We start from the raw sequence: 23416 nt of genomic DNA, 5'->3' as shown, positions 1-23416 counted from the left end.
TATTTCATCTAATTGTTAAAGCTATAAATAAGCCTTTTATGGAGGGGGTTTTTTATGGCAACGAGACAATCTGTAGATGAACATCTCCAACGAAGCGAACAGGCATATGAATTTGCTTCTGAACAATTTAAGATCAGCGCCAGACAAGAGCATTATAATGAGGAAGAATACAGCGAAGCGCAAATGAAGCTGGAAAATGCGGTGAATGAATTAAATAAGCTGTCTTTGTCATCAAACGACCAGCAAAGAGAGCAGCTGTACCGGATGAGGCTTCAGCTTCAATCACTGCAAAACAATATGATTTTGCAGCGTTCTTACGATGAGTAAAGAATGAATGGACCCTTTTTGAGAGGGTCCATTTTTTTTGCCAAAAAAGTCATTGACTTTTTCTATTGGTGTGTTTATTGTATTAAGTGTACTACTTGATGTAATACACAACAAACACTAATGAAACCAAATCATATACATACGCTGATGAAAGGAGACGACTACATGAAAAACAAAAGGCTGCGTAAGAGAAACATGCCCATGCTGATAGCCGCTTCAGTTATTGCCTGTTCCTTTTTTCTTATTCTTGTCATGCTCGGTTTCGAATGGCAAAAAAGTATAGAAGACCATTTTTATTTTTAAGAGTTTGCAGATCGTACAGAAAGAAGGGAAGTAAATGATTCAAATCGATCCGAGAAGCTCAACTCCGATTTACGAGCAAATTATTCAGCAGATGAAAGAGCTTTGTTTAAAAGGGATCATGGCCCCAGGAGATAAGCTTCCTTCTGTCAGGGAACTGGCGACTATCATTATTGCCAATCCGAACACTGTCAGCAAAGCCTACAAGGAGCTTGAACGTGAAGGGATCATTGAGACGCTGAGAGGCAGAGGAACCTATATATCGGAAGAGGCAAAAACAACATTGGTTGAAGGGAAGATGACGATGATTAAAGAGCAACTCAAGCAGCTCATCATCGATGCACATTATGCGGGAGTCGAGCTGGAGAAACTCCAGGAATGGATAAAGGAAATCAGCGCTGATGTAAAAGGAGGGAAACGGAATGATTGATTTGCGGCAGCTTTCAAAAACGATAGATGGAAAAGAAGTGCTGAAAGATGTCTCACTGACCATTGAGAAGGGTGAAATCTTCGGTCTCCTCGGACGGAACGGATCGGGAAAAACAACCTTGCTCCGTTTAATCCAGCAAATCATCATTCCGGATCAGGGTGAGATTTTATTCAATAATGTGGAGATTAAAAAGCATCCGAAAGTAAAGCAAAACATGATTTATATGCCGGTTCAGAACCCTTTTTATGATAAATATACTTACAAGCAGCTTGTTGACATTTTAAGAAGAATCTACCCAAACTTTGATGTGACGTATGCCAATGAGCTGATGAACAGATATGAAATTCCGGAAACAAAAAAATACCGCGATCTTTCGACAGGGTTGAAAAAACAAATGTCACTTGTTCTTTCTTTTGCAGCCCGGCCTGCACTCATTCTGCTTGATGAGCCGACAGACGGTATTGATGCAGTCACACGGCACGATGTGCTTCAGCTGATGATTGATGAAGTGGCGGAGCGCGATACGAGTATATTGATTACATCCCACCGTCTTGAGGACATTGAAAGAATGTGCAATCGGATCGGTTTTCTTGAAGATAACAGGCTCACAAATGTCATGGATCTTGATGAATTGAAAGAAGAATACATCAAAATTCAAATTGCATACGAATCTGACGTCAATTTGGCCATCAGAGAACAAAACATTCCTTTATTGGACCAGGCGGGCGTGTTTTATACCGTTCTGATCCTGAAAAAAGATGAGAAGAAAAAGCAATTTTTAAAAGATCTGAAACCGAAAGTATGGCATGAACTTCCTGTCAACTTAGAAGAAGTATTCATAGCGAAGTTTGGAGGGAAGCGCAGATGGTAGACCGCGGACTGTGGTTTAAGGAGTGGAAGCAGAATCAAGTGGTGCTGCTGGTGATTTTTGCATTTTTGATGCTGATTAATCCACTTTCGATTATGAGTGATTATTTTAGTTATCAAGGCTGTCTTAAAGATAATATGCTCGAATCTTGTACTTATATTATCAATTATTCGTCCGGCGGACTGATGCAGATAAATTGGGCGGCGGGCATTGTGCTGGCGATCTCTCAGATCGGGATTGAACGAAGTAAAGGGACTTTAGATTTTACATTAAGCCTGCCTTATAAAAAAAGCCAGATTTTTAATGCGAAATTTTTTATGGGCGCCGCGGTATTGACGGTTTCTCAGCTTCTTGGATATCTGTTTTCTGAATTGCTTATCCTTTTGCTAAAACCGGATTCTGTAATGTTTTTCCACCACTATGTGGTCGGAATGATGATTATTACTTTTATGACGTATGCATTGGTTATGGCTGCCGGCGCTTTAACAGGAAACGTTTTTGCCCAGCTATTAACAGCATTTACTGTCGCGATTTTACCATTTTTAATCATAACTTTACCAGCTATTAATATTGAGATTATTTTTGGTCGGTCCATTCTTTACAGATTGGATCAGGTGCTCACGTTTGAAGTTTTTGGTTATTTTATCCCAATTGTGTATGGAGGAACAGATTGGATCATAGACAGCAAATATATCTTACTTATTCCGGCAGCCATGAGTATGATCTTTTATCTGATCGGATATTTCAGTTTCAGTAAACATCCGAGCGAACGAAACGGAAGCTTCTTTTTGTGGAAAGCGTTTGACCGTCCCGTTCAGATCCTCGTGATTGCATTTGGAATTCTTGGGTTCGGCTATTTCGGATATTCTGCCGGCCAATCTATTGTTGGCTACATCATCGGAATGATGATCGGCGCAGTTGTCGGATTTTTAATCAGCTACTTTTCGATTTATAAAAAAACAAAGCATCAGTAAGGGAGAGAAAAACATGATAGATGTTCAGCATATCGACCATTCATTTAAAATCGGCAAAAAAGGCAGAGAGAATGAGGTCCCTGTCTTAAAGGACGTTTCGTTGACGGTGTCTAAAGGAGAAATCGCCTGTATCGTCGGACGGAGCGGATCTGGGAAATCGACGCTCTTGAATCTCATTTCCGGGTACATCTCGCCAACTAAAGGAAGAATCGTTATTGACGGCACAGATGTAACCGGCTTTAACGAAAAGGAATGGGCTAATTTCCGTCTTGAGCATTTTGGTTTTATCTTTCAGAGCTTTCAGCTTATTGGGAGCCTGACGACGTACGAAAATGTGGAAATGCCGCTGGCACTCAAAGGCGTAAAGCCGTCTGAGCGGAAGCAGAAAGTACAGGACATGCTGAAGCGCGTCGGCCTTGAAAACCATGCCAGCCACTATCCGAATGAACTGTCCGGCGGCCAGCAGCAGCGTGTCAGCATCGCGAGAGCGTTAATTTTGAATCCGTCGATCATTTTAGCCGATGAGCCGACGGGAAGCCTTGATTCAGAAACAGAGCATGAAGTGCTTGAATTTATTCAGCAGCTCAACCGCGAGCGCGGGATTACATTTGTGATCATCACCCATGACGATGAGGTTGCATCCATCGCCCATTCAAAATTCCAGCTGCATGACGGTGTGTTAAAAGGGGGAGTTACCGTTGAGGTTTAAGGATCAAGTCGATTTTATCAGAAGAAATATGAAGAAAAACAGGCTGCGTGTCTTCATGACAGTGCTTGCGACGACAATGGCCTGTGCGTTTTTAATTGTATTATCGTCTGTCGGATTTGGGATTCAAAAGACCATTACCGATATGACGATGAGCCAGCAAATTGTCACGAAAATTTCTGTTTACGGCAAAGATGACGGTAAAGCGGTCAAAAAATCAGATTTAGAAAAATTTAAACACGCAAAAGCCGTGGTTGAAAGAACAGAGGTGCATGAACCGGTCAAAGCCAAATTAAACAATAGAACAAATGAAAATATGTCCCTGACGTTGACTAATATGAGTGATGAATTAAAATCAAATATGGAATTGGATAAAGGCCGTGTCGCAAAATCAGAAAATGAGATTGTGGTTGGATATGATTTTGCGAAATATTTGTGGACTGAAAAAGAATCTAAAGACTTTGAAAAACAAATAAACGAGAACAATGGGAATAATGCAGAATTGAAAGAGCCTAAAGGGTATACCAAGGATATTCTGAACCAAACCATCGAACTGAACGTATCAAAAGTTGATGAAAAAACGGGCAAAACTTCAGAGAAAACATATGATTTTAAAGTTGTCGGCATTACAAAGAAACCGAAAAATGATTGGATGGAGGATTCATCTGTTTTTGTAAGTGATGCGTTTAAAGGGGAGTTCTCCAAGTTTCTTGATTTATCTAAAGATAGCGAAAGTATTCAAAAAAGCGTAAGCGTTTATGCTGATAAATTTGATAATGTAGAGCAGCTGACAAATGATTTAACTGATGCCGGTTATAACGTCATGTCGGTCACAACACAGCTGCAGGGCGTAAACACCTTCTTTATGGTCTTCAAAATCGGACTGATCTTCGTCGGATGTATAGCCGTTATTATCTCTGCCATTGGTATCTTTAATACAATGACAATGGCCGTTACAGAACGGACGCAAGAGATCGGGATCATGAAGGCAATCGGCGCAAACCCGTCTATTATCCGCAGAATGTTTTTGATGGAAAGCGCATATATCGGTATCTTAGGTTCTGTCATCGGAATTATTATTTCTTACGGAGTGAGTTATATCGTGAATCTGGCTGTTCCGGTCATCCTTGAATCAACCGGAGCCGGCGCGGCGGGCGAATTGGACTATACGTTCTCTTATATTCCGCTGAGCCTTGTCAGTATTGCGACTGTCATCAGCGCAGGGGTTGCGGTTATATCAGGCTTAAACCCGGCCAGAAAAGCCACAAAAACAAATGTCTTGACGGCGTTAAGAAGAGAATTATAATAATGAAACAGCCGGCTGAATCAGCCGGCTTTTCTCTATACACCTATCAAAGTGAAAAGTGCGGTGAATCCATTGTTTAAACTTTTGCTGATTGAAGATGATGAATCGCTGTTTTATGAAATCAAAGAGCGTTTAACCGGGTGGTCTTATGATGTGTACGGCATTCAGGATTTCAGTCAAGTGATTCAAGAATTTACGGCGATAAAACCTGATTGCGTCATTATTGATATTCAGCTGCCCAAATTTGACGGGTTTCATTGGTGCCGGATGATTCGTTCCCGGTCTAATGTTCCCATTCTCTTTTTATCCTCGCGAGATCATCCTGCAGATATGGTGATGTCTATGCAGCTTGGGGCCGATGACTTTATCCAAAAGCCGTTTCATTTTGATGTTCTGATTGCGAAAATACAAGCCATTTTTCGGCGCGTGTATCATTACAATTCAGAACCCATTGTCCTTAAAACATGGTGCGGGGCGACCGTAGATTCTGAACAAAATCTAGTCGGCAATGAAACAGGTTCTATTGAGCTGACGAAGAACGAAATGTTCATTTTAAAGCGGCTGATCGAACAAAAAAATAAGATTGTAAGCCGGGAAGAGCTAATAAGAAGCTTGTGGAATGATGAACGTTTTGTGAGCGATAATACATTAACGGTCAACTTAAATCGGTTGCGGAAAAAACTGGACACTTTGGACTTGGGGCAATTTATTGAGACGAAGGTCGGGCAAGGTTACATGGCGAAAGAAGAGGACAGTCTATATGATTAAAACCTTTCTGATCGAGAGGCGGAGCTGGATCCTTGTTTTTTTATTTCAGCAGTGTTTCATCCTGCTTATTGCTTATATTGATTCGGCCATTCCATTTAAACCGGTCCTTTATATTGTTTACCTATCACTTATCATGTTTACAATCTTTGTCATGGTCCGCTGCCATAAAGAAACGAAATTTTATAAAAGTCTCGAAGAATGGGAAAACAATCTTGATGTGACAAGCATCAATGACCCTGAGTCTCCTTTTGAAACCATTATTGAGAGAAGCATCACCGGCCAAACGAAACAATTGAAACAAACCGCGTCACAAAATCGCTTGTCGTTAGAGAATGAAAAAGATGAACTCATGGCTTGGATTCATGAAGTCAAAACTCCATTAACGGCGATGCATTTAATTATTGAGAGAATGGAAGATCAATCATTCAAATCCTCGTTATCGTATGAATGGCTGCGTATTCATCTGCTTCTCGATCAGCAGCTTCATCGAAAACGCATATCATTTATCGAAAATGATCTGTCCTTAGAGACTATTCAGCTCAAGTCCTTGATTTTCAAAGAGATCCGAGACTTACAATCATGGTGTATTCAAAAAGGGATCGGCTTTGACATTCAGCTGGAGACAGCGGAAGTTCTCAGTGATGCGAAATGGCTGGCCTTTATCATCAGACAGCTTCTGACCAATGCCATTAAGTATAGCGAAGCCTCTGATATCGTTATAAAAAGTTATGAGCAGAATGATCGGACGCACTTGGAAGTGAAAGACTTTGGGCGGGGGATTGACCCTAAAGATATATCCCGCATCTTTGACAAAGGGTTTACATCGACAACGAAACATCACGATCATGCTTCCACAGGCATGGGGCTGTATTTGGCGAAGAAAGCGGCAAAGCCCTTATTGATTCATATGAATGTACACTCAACACCAAATCTGGGCACGAGCTTTACATTAACCTTCCCGAAACGGAATGAATTTGTAAACATCATAAGCGTGTGACAAAAATGTCACATGCTTTTCTTTTTTGTTCGCTTAATCGAAGGAAAAGCCCGGCATTCCTTTCTATAATAAGATTATCCAACATAAAGGAGATTAGGGACATGATGATTTTAGAAGCCAATAAACTTCAAAAAAGCTACGGAAATAAACTAAATAAACAAGAAGTGCTAAAGGGCATTGACATCCACATTCAAAAGGGAGAATTCGTCAGTATTATGGGAGCGTCGGGGTCAGGTAAAACAACATTGCTCAACGTTCTTTCCTCGATTGATAAAGTGAGTCACGGGACCATTAATATTAACGGAAATGAAATGACCAATATGAAGGAAAAAGAACTCGCTGAATTTCGGAAACAGCATTTAGGCTTTATCTTTCAAGATTATAATTTGTTAGACACACTGACAGTGAAAGAGAATATCCTTCTGCCTCTATCTATTACGAAAATGTCTAAAAAAGAAGCCAATCAAAAGTTTGAGGAAGTAGCCAAGGAGTTAGGCATTTATGATTTGAGAAATAAGTACCCGAATGAAATTTCAGGCGGACAAAAGCAGCGCACATCCGCAGGAAGGGCATTTATACATGAACCAAGCATTATTTTCGCTGATGAACCGACCGGTGCGCTTGATTCAAAATCCGCTTCTGATTTGTTAAACAAGCTGAGCCAATTAAACCAAAAGCGCGACGCCACCATTATTATGGTAACCCATGATCCCGTAGCCGCCAGCTACTGCAGCAGAGTCGTTTTTATAAAGGACGGCCAAATTTATACACAGCTCAATAAAGGCGGCCAAGACAGGCAGGCGTTCTTCCAGGATATTATGAAAACGCAAAGTGTGTTAGGCGGGGTTCAGCATGAACATTAATCAGCTTATCTATCGAAATCTGAAAAAAAATATCCGGAATTATTACCTCTATGTTTTTGCGTTAATCTTTAGCGTTGCGCTTTATTTCGCGTTTGTGACGCTGCAATATGATCCTGCGATTAACGAAGTGAAAGCGTCTATTAAAGGCGCGGCGGCAATTAAAACCGCATCCATCTTACTCGTTGTTGTTGTTTCTATTTTTATGTTATATGCCAATACCATTTTTATTAAAAGACGGAGTAAAGAAATAGGTCTATTTCAATTAATCGGAATGACTAAGCATAAAATTTTTCGTGTTTTAAGTGCGGAAAATGTGCTGTTATATTTCGGTTCTCTATTCGTCGGCGTTTTTGCCGGATTTTCTATGTCTAAACTAGTGTTAATGATTTTGTTTAAAATTGTTGACGTCAAATCGGAAGCGAAACTGCATTTTTCTCAACAAGCGCTAATCCAAACCATCATCGTGTTTTGCGGCATTTACCTTTTGATTATGATCATGAATTATACGTTTATTAAAAGGCAAAGTATTTTATCACTGTTTAAAGTCACTTCTTCCACTGAAGATAAAGTGAAAAAAATATCGATTCTGCAAATGATTGTCGGGGCGCTCGGCATCGTGTTTATCTTGTCAGGATACTATGTTTCTTCCGAGTTATTTAGCGGGAAATTTAAGACAATGAATGAACTTTTCTTCGCGATGAGCTTTATACTTGGGACTGTCATAATCGGCACATATCTCTTTTATAAAGGTTCAGTCAGCTTTCTCTCTAACATCATCCGAAAAAGCAAGGGCGGTTACTTAAATATTTATGAAGTATTATCCCTTTCATCAATTATGTTCAGAATGAAATCGAGCGCTTTGTTATTAACGATTATTACGACTGTTTCAGCACTTGCGATCGGTTTATTATCCTTATGTTATATCTCCTATTATTCAGCGGAAAAAACAGCTGAACAAAATGTGGCGGCAGATTTTGCCATAACAAATCAAAAGGATGCAAAACAGTTTGAGCAGACATTGAACGAAAATGACATTCCGTACAGCAAAAAAGAAATCAATGTTGTGCAAGCGAATTTCAACATCGAGAACATTGTGGAAGGAGATCCTGAAAATATACAGGGTAATCTGAAAAAAACCCCGCTTGCTGTGGTTAGTGACAAAGAGATTGACGGAGTTGACGTGTCATCGGATGAAACCATTTTCTCCGGTTATACGGATCTCTTACAAAAATTGATGTCTTTAAAAGATTCCGGCAGCGTCAAAGTAAGCGGTCAGCATGAGACTGAATCATTAACCTATTCAGGGTTAAGAAAAGAGTTTCTCTTATCCTATAAATTTACCGCCGGGGGATTGCCTGTTGCGATTGTGGATGATGCATTATTTAAACGTTTAAAAAACGATAAAGACCCAAACCTTCAGAAAGAGTCTTCTGTATCTATCGGAATTCATGTGAAAAATGAAGATCAGTTGAAAAAGGCAAATGATCTTTTTGCAAAGGTAAATAAAAGCGATCAGCATTTATCGAGGCTTGATGAAAGCATTGCGCAAAAATCTCTTTTTGGTATTGTCATGTTTATCGTTGGTTTTTTAGGATTAACGTTCCTCATCACATCGGGGTGTATCCTTTATTTTAAACAAATGGATGAAAGTGAAGAAGAAAAACCGAATTATACAATCTTAAGAAAACTCGGTTTCACACAGGGAGACTTGTTGAAGGGAATACGCATGAAACAGATCTATAACTTTGGCATCCCATTGGTGATCGGCCTCTTCCACAGTTATTTTGCAGTTCAATCCGGCTGGTTTTTATTCGGATCAGAGGTGTGGACGCCAATGATTATGGTGATGGTGTTATATACCGCCCTGTATTCTATTTTTGGCATCCTGTCTGTTCTATATTATAAGAAAGTGATTAAATCGGCGTTGTAAAACAAAAAGCTCCAGAAAAACTGGAGCTTTTTGTTTATCTTTTCGGCGCCCGGTACCCGGCTGCCTTAGCATCTTTAACTGAGCAAAACATTTCAGCAGGATCTGTCGTCCGATCGTAGTATGTACTGCCTGGAGTGTGGTAGATGCCGCTTTTGCTGCCTTTAATGTCACACGTTTTATTTGTCTCGGCGGTTGGTTCCGAACTGCTTTTATTTGTGCTTCCTGAGGACGGGGCTGTGTTTGAAGAATGTTCTTCTGAACTGGCTGTTGCGGTTTTAGCCTCTTTTAACTCCTGCTCCAGCTTTTCTTTCCCTGTTTGCAATTTTTTATTTTCCGTTCGCAGTGTTTCCTTGTCCTCATTCAATGAGGTTTGTTTCTCTTTGAGTTCTTTATTCTCCGCTTGCAGCGTTTCTTGTTTCTTTTTCAGTTCTTTATTTTCTTTTTTCAGCTTTTCAGTGCTGGCGTTTAAGTCTTTTTCAGCGTTTGCACTGATTGTTTCGTATTCCTTTTCTAAGGTGTCATGCTCTTTTGAAAGTTTTTTGTATGAGGTTTGGAGAGCGGAATACTTTTCATCATCGGCCCTGGCTGTATTTGAATCCGGCTCCATAAAGGATGCTCCGGCTATTAACAGAGCCAGACCTCCGATAAAAAGCGGCCAGAAAAATGTCTTTGAAAATGTTTTTTCCTTTTTAGACAATATTCTGACCAGGTGGAACAAACCATAACCTAGTGATACGAGCAATGCGAGAAAACCGAAAACAGCTAATATATTTGCCATAACGAAACCCCTTTTTATATGATTACTATTCATTTTACATTTTTGTTTAAAAATTGGATATCATTATTTTATTTTCATATGTTGAAAAAATTATGCGAGGCAGATAGAATAAGGGTTGGCTGTAATATCTGGATTCAACACGGGGACGTTATGCGCACTCCGTGTTTTTACGTGTTTTTTATAAAGAAAGGGGGATCAATATGCCGCGTGCTTTGAAAATTTTAGTAATTGGAATGTTTATGAACGTAACGGGAGCGTCTTTTCTTTGGCCGCTTAATACCATATATATTCACAATCATTTGGGGAAATCGTTAACAGTGGCGGGGCTTGTTCTTATGCTGAATTCCGGCGCAAGTGTCGTGGGTAATTTATGCGGAGGCGTCTTGTTTGATAAAATCGGCGGTTATAAAACGATTATGCTTGGAATTGTGATCACGCTAGTTAGTCTATTGGGTCTCATCTTTTTTCATCAGTGGCCGTATTATATTTGGCTTCTTACGATCGTTGGGTTTGGTTCCGGCGTCGTGTTCCCTGCAAGCTATGCAATGGCCGGTTCGATTTGGCCGGAAGGGGGAAGAAAGGCGTTTAATGCCATATATGTGGCGCAAAATGCCGGAGTTGCCGTTGGTTCGGCGCTTGGAGGCGCGGTTGCGGCTTTCTCATTTACGTATGTGTTTATGGCAAATGCCATGCTGTACGCTGTTTTTTTCTTTATCGTATATTTCGGATTTCGAAATATTCAGTCGAAGCAAGCGGCACAAACGTCTATTCTTGATTTTGAGCCTGTGAGCAGCAGAGCCTCATTTACGGCGCTTATGATATTGAGCAGCGGGTATGTGCTGGGCTGGGTCGCTTATTCACAGTGGTCCACCACAATCGCTTCGCACACGCAAAGTATAGGAATGTCTCTTTCATTATACAGTGTGCTTTGGACTGTTAATGGAATATTAATTGTGCTTGGACAGCCGCTGGTCGGTTTCTTGGTGAAAAAATGGGCTGAATCACTCAAAGCCCAAATGGTGATCGGCTTTGTGATATTTATCATGTCGTATGGTATTTTGCTTGCAGCGAAACAATTTCACATGTTTCTTGCGGCAATGATTATCCTGACCATCGGGGAAATGCTGGTCTGGCCTGCGGTGCCGACCATTGCCAATAAGCTTGCGCCTAAAGGCAAAGAAGGCTTTTATCAAGGGTTTGTCAACAGCGCGGCAACCGGAGGGAGAATGATCGGACCTTTGTTTGGCGGAGTGCTTGTTGATAAGTATGGCATTCATGTCCTGGTTATAGCGCTGATGGTTCTGCTTCTCGCAAGTATCGTCACAACAGTGATTTATGACAGGCGATTACCATCATCTGATGACGGCAATCAAACAAGGACAATCTCTTCTTAAAAAAAGATCCCGCTCTATTGGCGGGATCTTTTTACATAACCGGAAGCACGTTGACGGCGTCTTTTACATTTAAGTATGTCTTCAAAGAAGAAAAGTTTGCATCCAATTGGTTCATCCTCATGGCAAGTGCCGGTTTGATGCCTGTAATAATAAGCTCTGTGCCTGTCAATTTGAGCAAATGATGCAGTTTAAAGATTTGGTCAGCGGTTTGTTCATTTACACCCACTAAACCTGACAAATCGATAATTAAATAATCATCTTTTGATGTTGCTAATATGTTAGTCAGCGTACAAACAATGGATTCAAAGCGCTCTTCTGTCAAATTGCCGATAAGCGGCAGTGCTGAAATGCCGTTTCGTATCGGGACGACGGGAGTTGACAGTGTACTGATTTCTGCGAGTGAATCTTCGAGCAGTTTTTCATACTCTTTTTGCTGAGTGATGTCCTTTTGAAATCCGACAAAATATGTTTTATCTTCTTGTTCAATGTATATTGGATCAATATTCAGCTCGTTCCAAAACATCGTTCCGTCTTTTTTATAATTTTGTAATTGAACGGTGATCGGCTGTTTGTTTGTTAAACCGGTTCTGATCTTGGCCACTTCTTGAGCGTCTGTCTGATTTCCTTGTAAAAAACGGCAGTTCTTCCCTAAGATCTCGTCCGGCGAGTATCCGGTCAATTGAACGAATCCGTTGTTGACATACACAATGGGATTGTCCTCAAGGGCGGGGTCTGTCATCACCACACCAACGCGCGCATGATCAAGCGCTTTTTTAATTAATTCAAGCTGCTCCTGCATTCCAAAGATATTTGAGCTAGCCATATAAACCCCCTTTTCGGCTGTCGGTATCATTGCCTAAAGCCACATTGTTCCGTAACATCAAGTCCCCTTCATTTATAAACCCTACAGTAACCGTAGCATAACATATGTTCTTGTTCAAGCAGCCGAATTCAGCGTTTGTCATTCAGGCTTGTCCTCGTATAAACTAAAGATAAGAAACCAATTTGAACACTTGAGCGGGATCAAAATAAGTGCTAAATAAATAACTAGGTCATTGTCACTGGAAAAAAATGAATCTAATGCATCAAGCTTACCGATCATGTGTTCACATATAATGGAAGAAACAAGCTTTTTTACTTTCTTGCAGATTCGCCAGTATGTAGATATCGAAAATCATCGGAAAAGTTTAAGGGGGCTGGATGGCCTGAAGTCGCTTTACTAAATAAGGGCTTTAGGAAGGTGATGATGAAGATGCTGCATCAGGTTTTAATTGCTTGTGTGATTGGAGGAATAATGGGGATTCTCGGTCATGTAAAAAAAAGAGGCAGGCTGGAGAAACCCAGAATGACAAAGCGGTTCATTTACCTCGGTTTTTTGGAAGATTGGTTTATCGGCATGGCTGCTTCCATCTTACTTGTCTTATCCGCTAACCCCGATTCAGGAATCCAACTCGTCATCCTATCCATAATTTCAGGCTACGGCGGTGAAGCTGTTCTAAGAAGCTTTGACTTTGTCAGAGAACAAAATAGTGCATCGACCGGCTCCAAACGTCAAAATGAACCTCCACCCGAATAATTGTCCTCTACTGCGCCCGTTCAGGGTACATTCCCATTGTATACAAACCTGCTTGCACTTATGAACATAATTCTATAAAATACAGATAAGATTACGGTTGCGATAAGAACAGTGAAGAGGAGCAGTAAGAAGCAGATTTTGTTATAGAGAATTGACGGCTGGTGAAAGTCAATCGAATCTGTTTCTGAACTCACCTCAGAGTTGCAGCGGTGAAAGCCGCTGACGCATAACTGCGTTAAAAGTATCAAGTGAGTGCGGCATCAGCCGCGCTAACGAGGGTGGTACCGCGGGAAAACGAAAGTCTCTCGTCCCTTTTTGGGATGAGGGAGTTTTTTTTAGTTTTAGAATAATCTGAATATAGTTCTTCTGTTCCCGTCAATACTTGTATATAAACGCCGTATTCAATAAGGAGGAGGTTTTTAAGTTGAGTTTTCAGCATAAAGAAATTGAAAAGAAGTGGCAGAACTATTGGCTAGAGAATAAAACCTTTGCCACTCTTGAAGATAATGAAAAACCAAAGTTCTACGCGCTGGACATGTTTCCTTATCCATCCGGAGCCGGTTTGCATGTCGGCCATCCTGAAGGCTATACTGCGACGGATATTCTGTCCCGTATGAAACGGATGCAGGGGTACGATGTTCTTCACCCGATGGGCTGGGACGCGTTCGGACTGCCTGCGGAGCAATACGCGCTCGATACGGGGAACGATCCCGCTATCTTCACAAAGCAGAACATAGATAACTTCCGCCGCCAAATTCAGGCGCTCGGCTTTTCTTATGATTGGGACCGTGAAATCAATACGACTGATCCCGGTTATTATAAATGGACGCAGTGGATCTTCTTAAAGCTTTATGAAAAAGGGCTGGCGTACGTTGATGAGGTGCCTGTGAACTGGTGTCCTGCACTCGGAACGGTGCTTGCAAATGAAGAAATTATTGACGGAAAAAGCGAACGAGGAGGCCATCCTGTAGAAAGACGGCCGATGAGGCAATGGATGCTGAAAATTACTGCTTATGCGGACAGGCTTCTCGATGATCTGGAAGAGCTTGACTGGCCGGAAAGCATTAAAGACATGCAGCGCAACTGGATCGGACGTTCTGAAGGCGCACACGTTCATTTTGATATTGAAGGGCATCATGAATCCTTTACTGTGTTTACGACAAGACCTGATACGCTGTTTGGCGCTACATACACTGTTCTTGCTCCGGAACACGCTTTGGTAGAAAAAATCACAACTGCTGAACAGAAAGAAGCTGTAGAAGCTTATATCAAAGAAGTTCAATCGAAGAGCGATCTTGAACGTACAGATCTTGCAAAAACAAAAACAGGCGTCTTCACCGGAGCCTGCGCCATTAACCCTGTGAACGGGGAAAAAATGCCGATCTGGATCGCAGATTATGTGCTTGCATCATACGGAACGGGCGCTGTGATGGCTGTGCCTGGACATGATGAGCGTGATTTTGAATTCGCCAAAGTATTCGGCCTTCCTGTTAAAGAAGTGGTCAAAGGCGGTAATGTAGAAGAAGAGGCATACACCGGAGACGGAGAGCATGTCAATTCTGATTTCCTTAATGGCCTCGGCAAGCAGGAAGCGATTGAAAAAATGATTGCTTGGCTGGAAGAAACGAAACACGGCGAGAAAAAGGTCACATACCGTTTGCGCGACTGGCTCTTCAGCCGCCAGCGCTATTGGGGCGAGCCGATTCCGATCATTCATTGGGAAGACGGAACATCAACAGCAGTGCCGGAAGAGGAGCTGCCGCTGATTTTGCCAAAAACAAGTGAAATCAAGCCGAGCGGAACCGGAGAATCGCCGCTTGCCAATATTAAGGACTGGGTTGAAGTGACGGACCCTGAGACAGGGAAAAAAGGCAGAAGAGAAACCAACACCATGCCGCAATGGGCTGGAAGCTGCTGGTATTTCCTTCGCTATATTGACCCGCACAATCCGGATCAGCTCGCTTCTCCTGAAAAATTGGATAAGTGGCTTCCGGTTGACATGTATATCGGCGGAGCGGAGCATGCGGTGCTGCATCTTCTTTATGCGCGCTTCTGGCATAAATTCCTTTATGACATCGGCGTTGTACCGACGAAAGAACCGTTCCAGCAGCTTTATAACCAAGGGATGATTCTTGGGGAAAACAATGAGAAAATGAGCAAATCAAAAGGCAATGTCGTCAATCCGGATGAAATTGTCTCCTCCCATGGCGCTGATACACTCAGATTGTATGAAATGTTTATGGGACCGCTTGACGCTTCAATTGCCTGGTCAGAGTCCGGGCTGGACGGTGCACGCCGCTTCCTGGACCGTGTATGGCGTTTGTTTATTGAAGACAGCGGAGAGCTCAACAGTAAAATAACAGAAGGTGCCAGCGAGACACTGGAGCGTGTGTATCATGAAACGGTGATGAAGGTGACTGACCATTATGAAGGCTTACGCTTCAACACGGGAATTTCACAGCTCATGGTCTTTATCAATGAGGCCTATAAAGCGTCAGAGCTTCCTAAAGAATACGTGGAAGGCTTTGTGAAGCTTCTTTCCCCGGTTGCGCCTCACCTTGCTGAAGAATTATGGACAAGACTCGGACACACAGGTTCCATTGCATATGAATCTTGGCCTGTATATGATGAATCGAAATTAATCGACGATGAAATCGAAATCGTGGTACAGCTGAACGGTAAAGTCAAAGCGAAGTTACAGGTTCCGGCTGATGCAACGAAGGATCAATTGGAGCAGCTTGCAAAAGATGACGAAAAGGTCAAAGAGCAGCTTGAAGGAAAAACGATCCGTAAAGTGATTGCAGTACCAGGAAAATTAGTGAATATTGTCGCTAACTAAGAAACAGATGAGATCCCCTTCCACACTTACCGGAAGGGGATTTTTTATAGGGGAATTCAAGCTGTGGAATAGCTATAGCCGGACTGCGTTTGCTATACTTAGAGGCATCAAGACAATAAGGAGTGTTTTTCATTGACTATAAAAGAAATAAGCACAGTTGCACTTCAAGAAAAATTAGAAGCTGATGAAGAGCTTTATCTCATTGATGTGAGAGAAGATGAAGAAGTAGCGGAAGGCATGATTCCTGAAGCGGTCCATATCCGCATGGGCGACATTCCTGAAAAAATGGATGCTTTTGATAAAGAAAAAGAGTATGTCTTTATCTGCCGTTCCGGAAAGCGGAGCATGAACGTTTGTATGTATTTACAGGAGCAAGGCTATAAAACAGTGAATGTTGAAGGCGGCATGCTCGACTGGGAAGGCGAAACAAAGCCGAAAAACTAGTGGTTGGATATAAAGTATAAAAGGTGAAAAAGAGCATTGTTCCTTCATGTTCTTTTTCATCTTTTTTTATGGAATTTGATGAAGACTTTGAGGGACATACCTTAAAACAGTGAGAATGGTGTTGAAGGTGTATTTTCATAGTCATTCCCTGGGAAATGAATTTTCACGCGGATGCTGTCAAATTCTTGTACAAACTCGGCGGCCAGTTTTCTAAACGTTTTTCTTTCACTGTCTGTAGACATTGTGGAATAAATGGGTAATGATTTTTCCCCGCTGGAAACGTTGGCCTTGGAGGCAATATCTTTTACGAACCCTCATATGGAATAAAATAGAAGTAAACACTTTCGAAGGATATATTTAGATATTTTTCAGTCATTTTTAGTAAAGGTTTAGTAAATACTGATTTCTCGGTATATGAAAATAAAGGAAAAACCTAATTTGCATCGTATTGTGGAGATAAAGAAAGGGTGAGACGATGAAAGATATGAAAAGAGAGCAGCTTTTGCATTTGCTTGGCGATCTGCCTGAAAAAAGGAAAATGAGTATCAGTACATTAACAACAGAAGAAAGAGAGAATGATATTCTCGAAACGCTGCTTCTTGATTTGAATGGGATTGAAAAAGTACCTGCCTATTTTGTAAAACCAAAAAACAGAACAGACAAAATGCCTGCGGTATTGTTTCAGCATTCACATGGAGGATGTTACGAGAGGGGGAAGAGAGAGTTAACGGAAGGTGCGGAATATTTGAAAGCGCCTTCATTTTCCGGAGAATTCACATCACGGGGATATGCCGTACTTGCGCTTGACCATTGGGGGTTTGGAGACAGGAGGGGGAAAACAGAGAGCGGCATTTTTAAAGAAATGCTCCTGACCGGCAGGGTGATGTGGGGCATGATGATATATGACAGCATGAGAGCGATTGATTATTTACAGACCCGTTCTGATATTTTGCCTGACAGAATCGGGACGATCGGAATGTCTATGGGCGGATTAATGGCGTGGTGGACGGCGGCGCTTGATGACCGGATTAAGGTCTGTGTGGATATATGCAGCCAGGTTGATCATGAAACGCTGATTGAAACGCAGGACCTCGACCGCCATGGCATTTACTATTATGTTCCTTCCCTCGCGAAGCATTTTTCCGCGTCAGATATTCAAAGCATGATCGCTCCGCGCCCGCATTTAAGCCTTGTAGGAGAGCACGACCGCTTGACGCCTGTTAAGGGGATGAATAAAATCGAAACGGCCTTAACGGCTTTGTATCAAGAACAGGGGGCATCAGACCGATACCGGATGGTCCGTTCAGCTTCCGGGCATTTTGAAACGGCTGTAATGAGGCATGAGGCTTTACGTTTTTTAGAAAAATGGCTGTAGCGCGCAAAATGGGTAAGCTGATAGGGAAGGCTGCATGTTCAATGAATCATGGCAGGCGCTAAAATGAACGTGCCTGCTCAAGACTAATCGCAAGACTGACGCACTGCCGATTATTTTTTTGTATTGGAACGACCGATATTCAAAACTACAAGTGATGATTATGGTTTATATGGATGTAAGGATGACGTGTTTATTGAATACTTAATCATTAAATCATGACAGCCATACGTAATGGCAGTACGTCGCTTGTAATAAAGCGATAAAAGATCCAGAACTCAGGAAAATACCACACAGCAGCATTTGTTCAATACTTTCACCATTAACATCAATCATGTTCTTCAGTTCCCTATACGACCGACTTCTTTCTTTTACCTCCAGCATTTTATTTTTAATCACATTTCAATTTCATTTCATTTCATTTACACATTGACAGAATACGTAAGGAATACTAATATCATAAATGTTAACCTTTTTATAAAAACGGTTTACAATTGTTTAAAAAACACGTTTTAAACTTGCTGTCATTCTGTTATCAACTGAAAACAAGGGGGAAGACATGCGGGAAGAAAAATTTTATAGCGTCAGAATGAGAGCTTCCAAGAATGGTTCTCATGAAGTCGGCGGAAAGCATTTATCTGGCGGAGAACGGCTTACAACCTATGAAAATATGATACATACAGTGAATGCCTTATTAGAAAAAGGCATATATCATTCAAGAGGAAAACCGGATTTTATGAAAATTCAGTTCGAATGTATTGACGAACCTATACAGTTGGTTAATCCGTTACACATTGAAACACATGAAGTTGAATCAGCAGAAAAGGGACAAGTGCTAGCAAGAAAACTTTTAGAAAAAGCAGGCATTCAAAAAAAGATGATTGATTTAGCATATGAACAAATTCCTGAATGTTCCGGATTGAGGGGAGCTATACTGTTTGATATTCATTCTGGCAAACGAATTGATCAGAGAAAGGAAAGAGGCGTACGGGTTTCCAGGATGGATTGGCCTGACACTAACTTTGACAAATGGACCAAGTGTTATCAAATGCCTCGAAATTCAAGAATAAAAGAAGCGCTTGTGCTTGCAACGAAGGTAAGTAAACATCCGGCTACTATCGCAGAATTATGCTGGTCAGATGACCCTGATTACATAACAGGCTACGTTGCGAGTAAAAAACTGGGCTATCAGCGTATCAAGAAGTTGAAAGAATACGGAAACGAAGGCGGCTGCCGAATCTTTTTTGTTGATGGCTTAAGAGATTTGGAGACTTACATAGACTACCTGGAAAAACAGCCTGTTTTCATTCAATGGGAGGAAGAAAATGATGCATGAGTTGATTGGAAAAAGCAAAAAGAACCTTTGGCTGCCGTTCACTCAAATGAAAGACTATGATGAAAATCCTTTGATCATTGAAAGCGGAAATGGAATAAAAGTAAAAGACATAAACGGCAAGGAATACTATGACGGCTTTTCTTCTGTTTGGCTAAATGTACACGGGCATCGTAAAAAGGAATTAGACGATGCGATAAAAAAACAGCTGGGAAAAATCGCGCACTCCACATTGTTAGGCATGACAAATGTTCCAGCGACAGAGCTTGCCGAAAAATTAATCGAAATAAGCCCTGAAAAGCTGACGCGTGTTTTTTATTCAGATAGCGGCGCTGAAGCAATGGAAATCGCTCTTAAAATGGCGTTTCAATATTGGAAGAACATTGGGAAGCCTGAGAAACAAAAATTTATCTCGATGAAAAACGGCTATCATGGCGATACGATTGGCGCCGTCAGTGTAGGCTCGATTGAGCTTTTCCATCATGTATACGGCCCGTTAATGTTTGAAAGTTTTAAAGCGCCGATCCCTTATGTATACCGCTCTGAAAGCGGTGATCCTGTACAGTGCCGCGATGAGTGCCTGCATGAACTTGAACGGCTGCTTATTGAAAACCACGGCGAAATAGCGGCGCTTTCTATTGAATCGATGGTTCAAGGAGCGTCCGGTATGATCGTGATGCCGGCAGGTTTTTTGGCAGGTGTACGTAAGCTTTGTACAAATTATGATGTTTTATTGATTGTTGATGAAGTTGCGACAGGTTTTGGACGTACGGGGAAAATGTTTGCCTGTGAACATGAAAATGTGCAGCCTGACTTAATGGCAGCAGGAAAAGGAATTACAGGAGGATATTTACCGATTGCCGTCACTTTTGCCACAGAGGACATCTACAAGGCATTCTATGATGATTATGAAAACTTAAAAACCTTTTTCCACGGCCATTCATATACAGGAAATCAGCTTGGCTGTGCGGTTGCGATTGAAAATTTACGTTTGTTTGAATCTGAAGAAATCGTTGAACAGGTGGCGCGAAAAACCGAGCGGCTTCACTTGCTTCTTCAGGATCTGAAATCGCTTCCTCACGTGGGCGATATCCGGCAGCTCGGTTTTATGTGCGGCGCAGAGCTTGTGCAGTCAAAGGAAACAAAATTATCTTATCCTGCTGAACAGCGGATCGGGTACAAAGTTTCTTTAAAAATGAGAGAGCTTGGCATGCTGACGCGGCCGCTGGGAGATGTGATTGCATTTCTGCCTCCTCTCGCCAGCACAACAGAAGAGCTTGAAGAAATGGTATCAATTATGAAAGAAGCCATTGAAGAGGTAACCAGCTTTGAATTTTGATGAATGGTTAAGCGAGCGGTTAGACAGGGCGAAGGAAGCCGGGCTGTATCGAAGAGTACGAACAATGAATTCTGCTCCCCAGCCTGAGATGAATATTGACGGCAAGAAACAAATTGTCTGTTCATCAAATAATTATTTAGGCTTGGCGAATGATAAACGATTGATCTCAGCAGCAGAAACGGCACTTCATCATTTTGGAACAGGAAGCAGCGGTTCGCGTTTAACAACAGGCAATTCGATCTGGCATGAAAAACTCGAAAAAAAAATTGCTGGCTTTAAGCGGACGGAAGCAGCGTTACTGTTTTCTAGCGGCTACTTAGCCAATGTCGGTGTACTTTCATCCTTACCTGAAAAAGGAGACATCATTTTAAGCGATCAATTAAATCATGCAAGTATTATTGACGGCTGCCGCCTGTCAAAGGCGGATACGGCCATTTATCGCCATATTGATATGGTTGATCTTGAAGGAAAGCTGAAAGAAACACAGCGTTATCAGCGCCGTTTTATCGTAACAGACGGAGTGTTTAGTATGGACGGCACGATTGTTCCTCTTGATCAGATCACCTTACTTGCTAAACGCTACAATGCCTTCGTTATCGTCGACGATGCCCACGCAACAGGTGTTTTAGGGGAAAACGGAAGGGGGACAAGTGAACACTTCGGTGTCTGTCCTGATGTTGTGATTGGCACCCTGAGCAAAGCTGGTGGTACGGAAGGAGGTTTTGCTGCCGGTTCAGCGGTATTCATCGACTTTCTGCTGAACCATGCCAGAACGTTTATCTTTCAAACGGCTATTCCGCCGGCAAGCTGTGCTGCTGCTTATGAGGCATTGGAGATAATTGAAAATAGTAACGAAAAACGCCAACTTTTGCTTTCGTATATAAAAAAGATAAAAACCGCTCTAGTAGAAATGGGTTTCGTTGTAAAAGGGGATCTTACACCGATTATTCCTGTGGTCATTGGGGATGCCCAAAAAGCTGTAATATTTGCGAAACGGCTGCAGGAAAAAGGAATTTATGCACCGGCTATTCGTCCCCCAACCGTTGCAATAGGAGAAAGCCGTATCAGGTTAACGGTCACCGCTGACCACAGTGTAAGAGAAATAGATAAATTGTTAGAGTCATTTTATGTAATTGGTAAGGAGTTGAACATGTTGATATGAAGGGTTTTTTTGTAATAGGCACAGATACAGGAGTTGGGAAAACTATTATATCTTGCGGCCTTGCAGCTTTATTTAAAGAGAGAAAGATGGATGTCGGGGTATTTAAGCCTTTCTTAAGCGGTATTTCACGTTACCATCCAGAAAGCGATACAGCTTTATTAAAGCAAATGTCTCAAACGTTTCTCTCCCATGAAGAGATAACTCCTTTCGAATTCAAAGAGCCGCTTGCTCCATACGTTGCAGGGAAGCTGGAAAGAAAGGCTATCAAAATGGAAGAGGTCTTGAGCCACTGGGAGAGAATGAGGGAAAAACATGATTGTTTTATCGTAGAAGGTGCCGGCGGTATTTCGGTGCCATTGGGAGAGAATTATTTAGTCAGTCATGTAATAAAAGCTTTAGAGCTCCCGATTATTATTGTGGCACGGCCTAATCTTGGGACGATTAATCACACATTTTTAACCGTTCAATATGCAAAAAGCATGGGCCTATCAATCGCCGGTATCGTAATAAATGGAATCAGCCACTCTCCTGATCTTGATGAAAAGACAAATCCGGACATAATTGAGGACTTGTGCGGTGTGCCGGTTTTAGGGGTAACGCCAAAGCTTGAAGACATAACAAAAGAAAGCGTTCAAAAAATGGTGACGGACCATATAGATGTGTCCTTACTTATTAATCGAATGGGGGCAGGAAGATGAATCAATGGATGGAACTTGCAGACCGAGTGTTAGATGGAGCGGAAGTAACAAACGAAGAGGCTCTTTTAATTTTAGAATGCCCAGATGAGGAAATTCTGCTGCTGATGCATGCTGCTTTTCAAATTAGAAAACGCTTTTACGGAAAAAAAGTAAAGCTTAATATGATTATGAATGCGAAGTCCGGACTGTGCCCGGAAAATTGCGGATATTGTTCTCAGTCTTCCATATCGAAAGCGCCGATTGATGCTTATCGGATGGTAAAGAAAGATACCCTTCTAGAGGGCGCAAAGCGTGCACATGATTTAAATATAGGAACATATTGTATTGTTGCCAGCGGCAGGGGACCGTCTAATAGAGAAGTTGATCAGGTTGTTGAAGCGGTGCAGGAAATTAAAGGTACGTACGGATTGAAAGTTTGTGCATGTCTCGGGCTGTTAAAACCGGAGCAGGCGCAACGTCTCAAAGAAGCGGGAGTAGACCGCTATAATCATAATTTGAATACATCACAGAGCAACCATGCCAACATTACCACTTCACATACGTACGATGACAGGGTTAATACAGTGGAAATAGCAAAAGAATCTGGTATGTCTCCTTGCTCAGGTGTCATTATCGGGATGAAGGAGACGAAACAGGATGTTATCGATATTGCAAAAAGCTTGAAAGCTCTTGACGCGGATTCAATACCGGTCAATTTCTTGCATGCGATTGACGGCACACCCTTAGAAGGCGTAAATGAATTAAACCCGCTGTATTGTTTAAAAGTACTCGCTCTATTCCGTTTTATCAATCCGTCAAAGGAAATCCGTATTTCAGGAGGACGGGAAGTCAACCTGCGTTCATTACAGCCATTAGGGTTATATGCAGCCAACTCCATATTCGTCGGAGATTATCTAACAACGGCTGGGCAAGAAGAAACGGAAGATCACAAAATGCTGCTTGATTTAGGATTTGAAGTAGAGTCGGTACAAGAAATGAAAGCCAGCCTGGAAGCGAAGAGTTAAAACATAAA

23 protein-coding genes, 1 pseudogene and 1 other annotated feature are annotated in these 23416 nt (G+C 41.8%); of the genes and pseudogenes, 21 read left to right on the top strand and 3 right to left on the bottom strand.

The window, feature by feature from the left end:
* Window positions 1-54 precede the first annotated feature (54 nt).
* The 11 genes from AXI57_RS13540 to AXI57_RS13495 all read left to right on the top strand — a co-directional run bounded on the left by AXI57_RS13540 (window position 55) and on the right by AXI57_RS13495 (window position 9469).
* Window positions 55-327: a YtzC family protein gene (locus tag AXI57_RS13540; RefSeq protein WP_003324965.1), complete on the top strand. Its 273-nt coding sequence runs from the start codon at window positions 55-57 to the stop codon at window positions 325-327.
* 165 nt (window positions 328-492) lie between these two features.
* Window positions 493-630: a hypothetical protein gene (locus tag AXI57_RS21395; protein ID WP_003324966.1), complete on the top strand. Its 138-nt coding sequence runs from the start codon at window positions 493-495 to the stop codon at window positions 628-630.
* A gap of 34 nt (window positions 631-664) precedes the next feature.
* Window positions 665-1057, top strand: coding sequence for a GntR family transcriptional regulator YtrA (ytrA, locus tag AXI57_RS13535; RefSeq protein ID WP_010789574.1), 393 nt, complete (start codon window positions 665-667; stop codon window positions 1055-1057).
* A complete protein-coding gene (locus AXI57_RS13530) occupies window positions 1050-1928 on the top strand; it encodes an ABC transporter ATP-binding protein (protein WP_010789573.1) in 879 nt (292 codons plus the stop codon). The genes ytrA and AXI57_RS13530 overlap by 8 nt, the downstream gene beginning before the upstream one ends.
* Complete coding sequence (locus AXI57_RS13525; RefSeq protein ID WP_061670372.1) at window positions 1922-2899, top strand: ABC transporter permease; 978 nt, start codon at window positions 1922-1924, stop codon at window positions 2897-2899. The genes AXI57_RS13530 and AXI57_RS13525 overlap by 7 nt, the downstream gene beginning before the upstream one ends.
* Before the next feature lie 13 nt (window positions 2900-2912).
* Window positions 2913-3608: an ABC transporter ATP-binding protein YtrE gene (gene ytrE, locus AXI57_RS13520; protein ID WP_003324971.1), complete on the top strand. Its 696-nt coding sequence runs from the start codon at window positions 2913-2915 to the stop codon at window positions 3606-3608.
* Entirely contained in the window at window positions 3598-4911 is a 1314-nt protein-coding gene (locus AXI57_RS13515) for an ABC transporter permease (protein ID WP_061670371.1), read from the top strand. The genes ytrE and AXI57_RS13515 overlap by 11 nt, the downstream gene beginning before the upstream one ends.
* Window positions 4912-4983: 72 nt before the next feature.
* Window positions 4984-5679 carry a response regulator transcription factor gene (locus AXI57_RS13510; RefSeq protein ID WP_061670370.1) on the top strand — a complete coding sequence of 232 codons (696 nt, stop codon included), beginning with the start codon at window positions 4984-4986 and terminating at the stop codon, window positions 5677-5679.
* A complete protein-coding gene (locus tag AXI57_RS13505) occupies window positions 5672-6676 on the top strand; it encodes a sensor histidine kinase (protein ID WP_061670369.1) in 1005 nt (334 codons plus the stop codon). Before AXI57_RS13510 ends, AXI57_RS13505 begins: the two co-directional genes overlap by 8 nt.
* A gap of 101 nt (window positions 6677-6777) precedes the next feature.
* Window positions 6778-7539 (top strand): ABC transporter ATP-binding protein, encoded by a 762-nt coding sequence (locus AXI57_RS13500; protein ID WP_061670368.1) that lies wholly within the window; start codon window positions 6778-6780, stop codon window positions 7537-7539.
* On the top strand, window positions 7529-9469 hold the full coding sequence (locus AXI57_RS13495) for an FtsX-like permease family protein (RefSeq protein WP_061670367.1): 1941 nt from the start codon (window positions 7529-7531) through the stop codon (window positions 9467-9469). Before AXI57_RS13500 ends, AXI57_RS13495 begins: the two co-directional genes overlap by 11 nt.
* Before the next feature lie 34 nt (window positions 9470-9503).
* Here the strand turns inward: AXI57_RS13495 and AXI57_RS13490 are convergent, their stop codons facing one another.
* Window positions 9504-10247 (bottom strand): sunset domain-containing protein, encoded by a 744-nt coding sequence (locus tag AXI57_RS13490; protein WP_061670366.1) that lies wholly within the window; start codon window positions 10245-10247, stop codon window positions 9504-9506.
* Between the two features lie 200 nt (window positions 10248-10447).
* Between AXI57_RS13490 and AXI57_RS13485 the strand changes: the two genes are divergently transcribed.
* Window positions 10448-11641 (top strand): MDR family MFS transporter, encoded by a 1194-nt coding sequence (locus AXI57_RS13485; RefSeq protein ID WP_003324979.1) that lies wholly within the window; start codon window positions 10448-10450, stop codon window positions 11639-11641.
* A 31-nt stretch (window positions 11642-11672) separates the two neighbouring features.
* On the opposite strand, the gene ytvA is transcribed toward AXI57_RS13485, so the two are convergent.
* On the bottom strand, window positions 11673-12464 hold the full coding sequence (ytvA, locus tag AXI57_RS13480; protein ID WP_003324980.1) for a YtvA family blue-light photoreceptor: 792 nt from the start codon (window positions 12462-12464) through the stop codon (window positions 11673-11675).
* Between the two features lie 423 nt (window positions 12465-12887).
* On the opposite strand from ytvA, the gene AXI57_RS13475 reads away from it, so the two are divergent.
* From AXI57_RS13475 to AXI57_RS13465, 3 genes are all read left to right on the top strand, one after another.
* Window positions 12888-13217, top strand: coding sequence for a DUF4257 domain-containing protein (locus AXI57_RS13475; protein ID WP_010789560.1), 330 nt, complete (start codon window positions 12888-12890; stop codon window positions 13215-13217).
* 102 nt (window positions 13218-13319) lie between these two features.
* Window positions 13320-13533: a binding site (T-box leader), on the top strand.
* A 108-nt stretch (window positions 13534-13641) separates the two neighbouring features.
* On the top strand, window positions 13642-16056 hold the full coding sequence (gene leuS, locus AXI57_RS13470; protein WP_061670365.1) for a leucine--tRNA ligase: 2415 nt from the start codon (window positions 13642-13644) through the stop codon (window positions 16054-16056).
* Between the two features lie 132 nt (window positions 16057-16188).
* A complete protein-coding gene (locus AXI57_RS13465) occupies window positions 16189-16500 on the top strand; it encodes a rhodanese-like domain-containing protein (RefSeq protein ID WP_003324983.1) in 312 nt (103 codons plus the stop codon).
* Window positions 16501-16631: 131 nt separating this feature from the next.
* On the opposite strand, the pseudogene AXI57_RS20950 reads toward AXI57_RS13465, so the two are convergent.
* Window positions 16632-16799 (bottom strand): annotated as a pseudogene (locus tag AXI57_RS20950) (ABC transporter substrate-binding protein); the annotation flags it as partial.
* Window positions 16800-16975: 176 nt separating this feature from the next.
* Here AXI57_RS20950 and AXI57_RS13460 point away from each other — a divergent pair.
* The 6 genes from AXI57_RS13460 to bioB all read left to right on the top strand — a co-directional run bounded on the left by AXI57_RS13460 (window position 16976) and on the right by bioB (window position 23408).
* Window positions 16976-17875, top strand: a complete 900-nt coding sequence (locus AXI57_RS13460; RefSeq protein ID WP_061670364.1) for a dienelactone hydrolase family protein — start codon at window positions 16976-16978, stop codon at window positions 17873-17875.
* A gap of 556 nt (window positions 17876-18431) precedes the next feature.
* Window positions 18432-19208 carry a 6-carboxyhexanoate--CoA ligase gene (gene bioW, locus AXI57_RS13455; RefSeq protein ID WP_061670363.1) on the top strand — a complete coding sequence of 259 codons (777 nt, stop codon included), beginning with the start codon at window positions 18432-18434 and terminating at the stop codon, window positions 19206-19208.
* On the top strand, window positions 19198-20544 hold the full coding sequence (bioA, locus tag AXI57_RS13450; RefSeq protein ID WP_061670362.1) for an adenosylmethionine--8-amino-7-oxononanoate transaminase: 1347 nt from the start codon (window positions 19198-19200) through the stop codon (window positions 20542-20544). Before bioW ends, bioA begins: the two co-directional genes overlap by 11 nt.
* A complete protein-coding gene (bioF, locus tag AXI57_RS13445) occupies window positions 20534-21706 on the top strand; it encodes an 8-amino-7-oxononanoate synthase (RefSeq protein ID WP_061670361.1) in 1173 nt (390 codons plus the stop codon). The genes bioA and bioF overlap by 11 nt, the downstream gene beginning before the upstream one ends.
* Window positions 21703-22404 (top strand): dethiobiotin synthase, encoded by a 702-nt coding sequence (gene bioD, locus AXI57_RS13440; protein ID WP_061670360.1) that lies wholly within the window; start codon window positions 21703-21705, stop codon window positions 22402-22404. The genes bioF and bioD overlap by 4 nt, the downstream gene beginning before the upstream one ends.
* Window positions 22401-23408: a biotin synthase BioB gene (bioB, locus tag AXI57_RS13435; protein WP_061670359.1), complete on the top strand. Its 1008-nt coding sequence runs from the start codon at window positions 22401-22403 to the stop codon at window positions 23406-23408. The genes bioD and bioB overlap by 4 nt, the downstream gene beginning before the upstream one ends.
* Window positions 23409-23416: the final 8 nt, after the last annotated feature.

This window comes from Bacillus atrophaeus (assembly GCF_001584335.1).
In the GTDB taxonomy this organism is placed as follows: domain Bacteria; phylum Bacillota; class Bacilli; order Bacillales; family Bacillaceae; genus Bacillus; species Bacillus atrophaeus.
The sequence above is the reverse complement of the archived record's forward strand: the minus strand, read 5'-3'. Positions and strand labels throughout refer to the sequence as shown.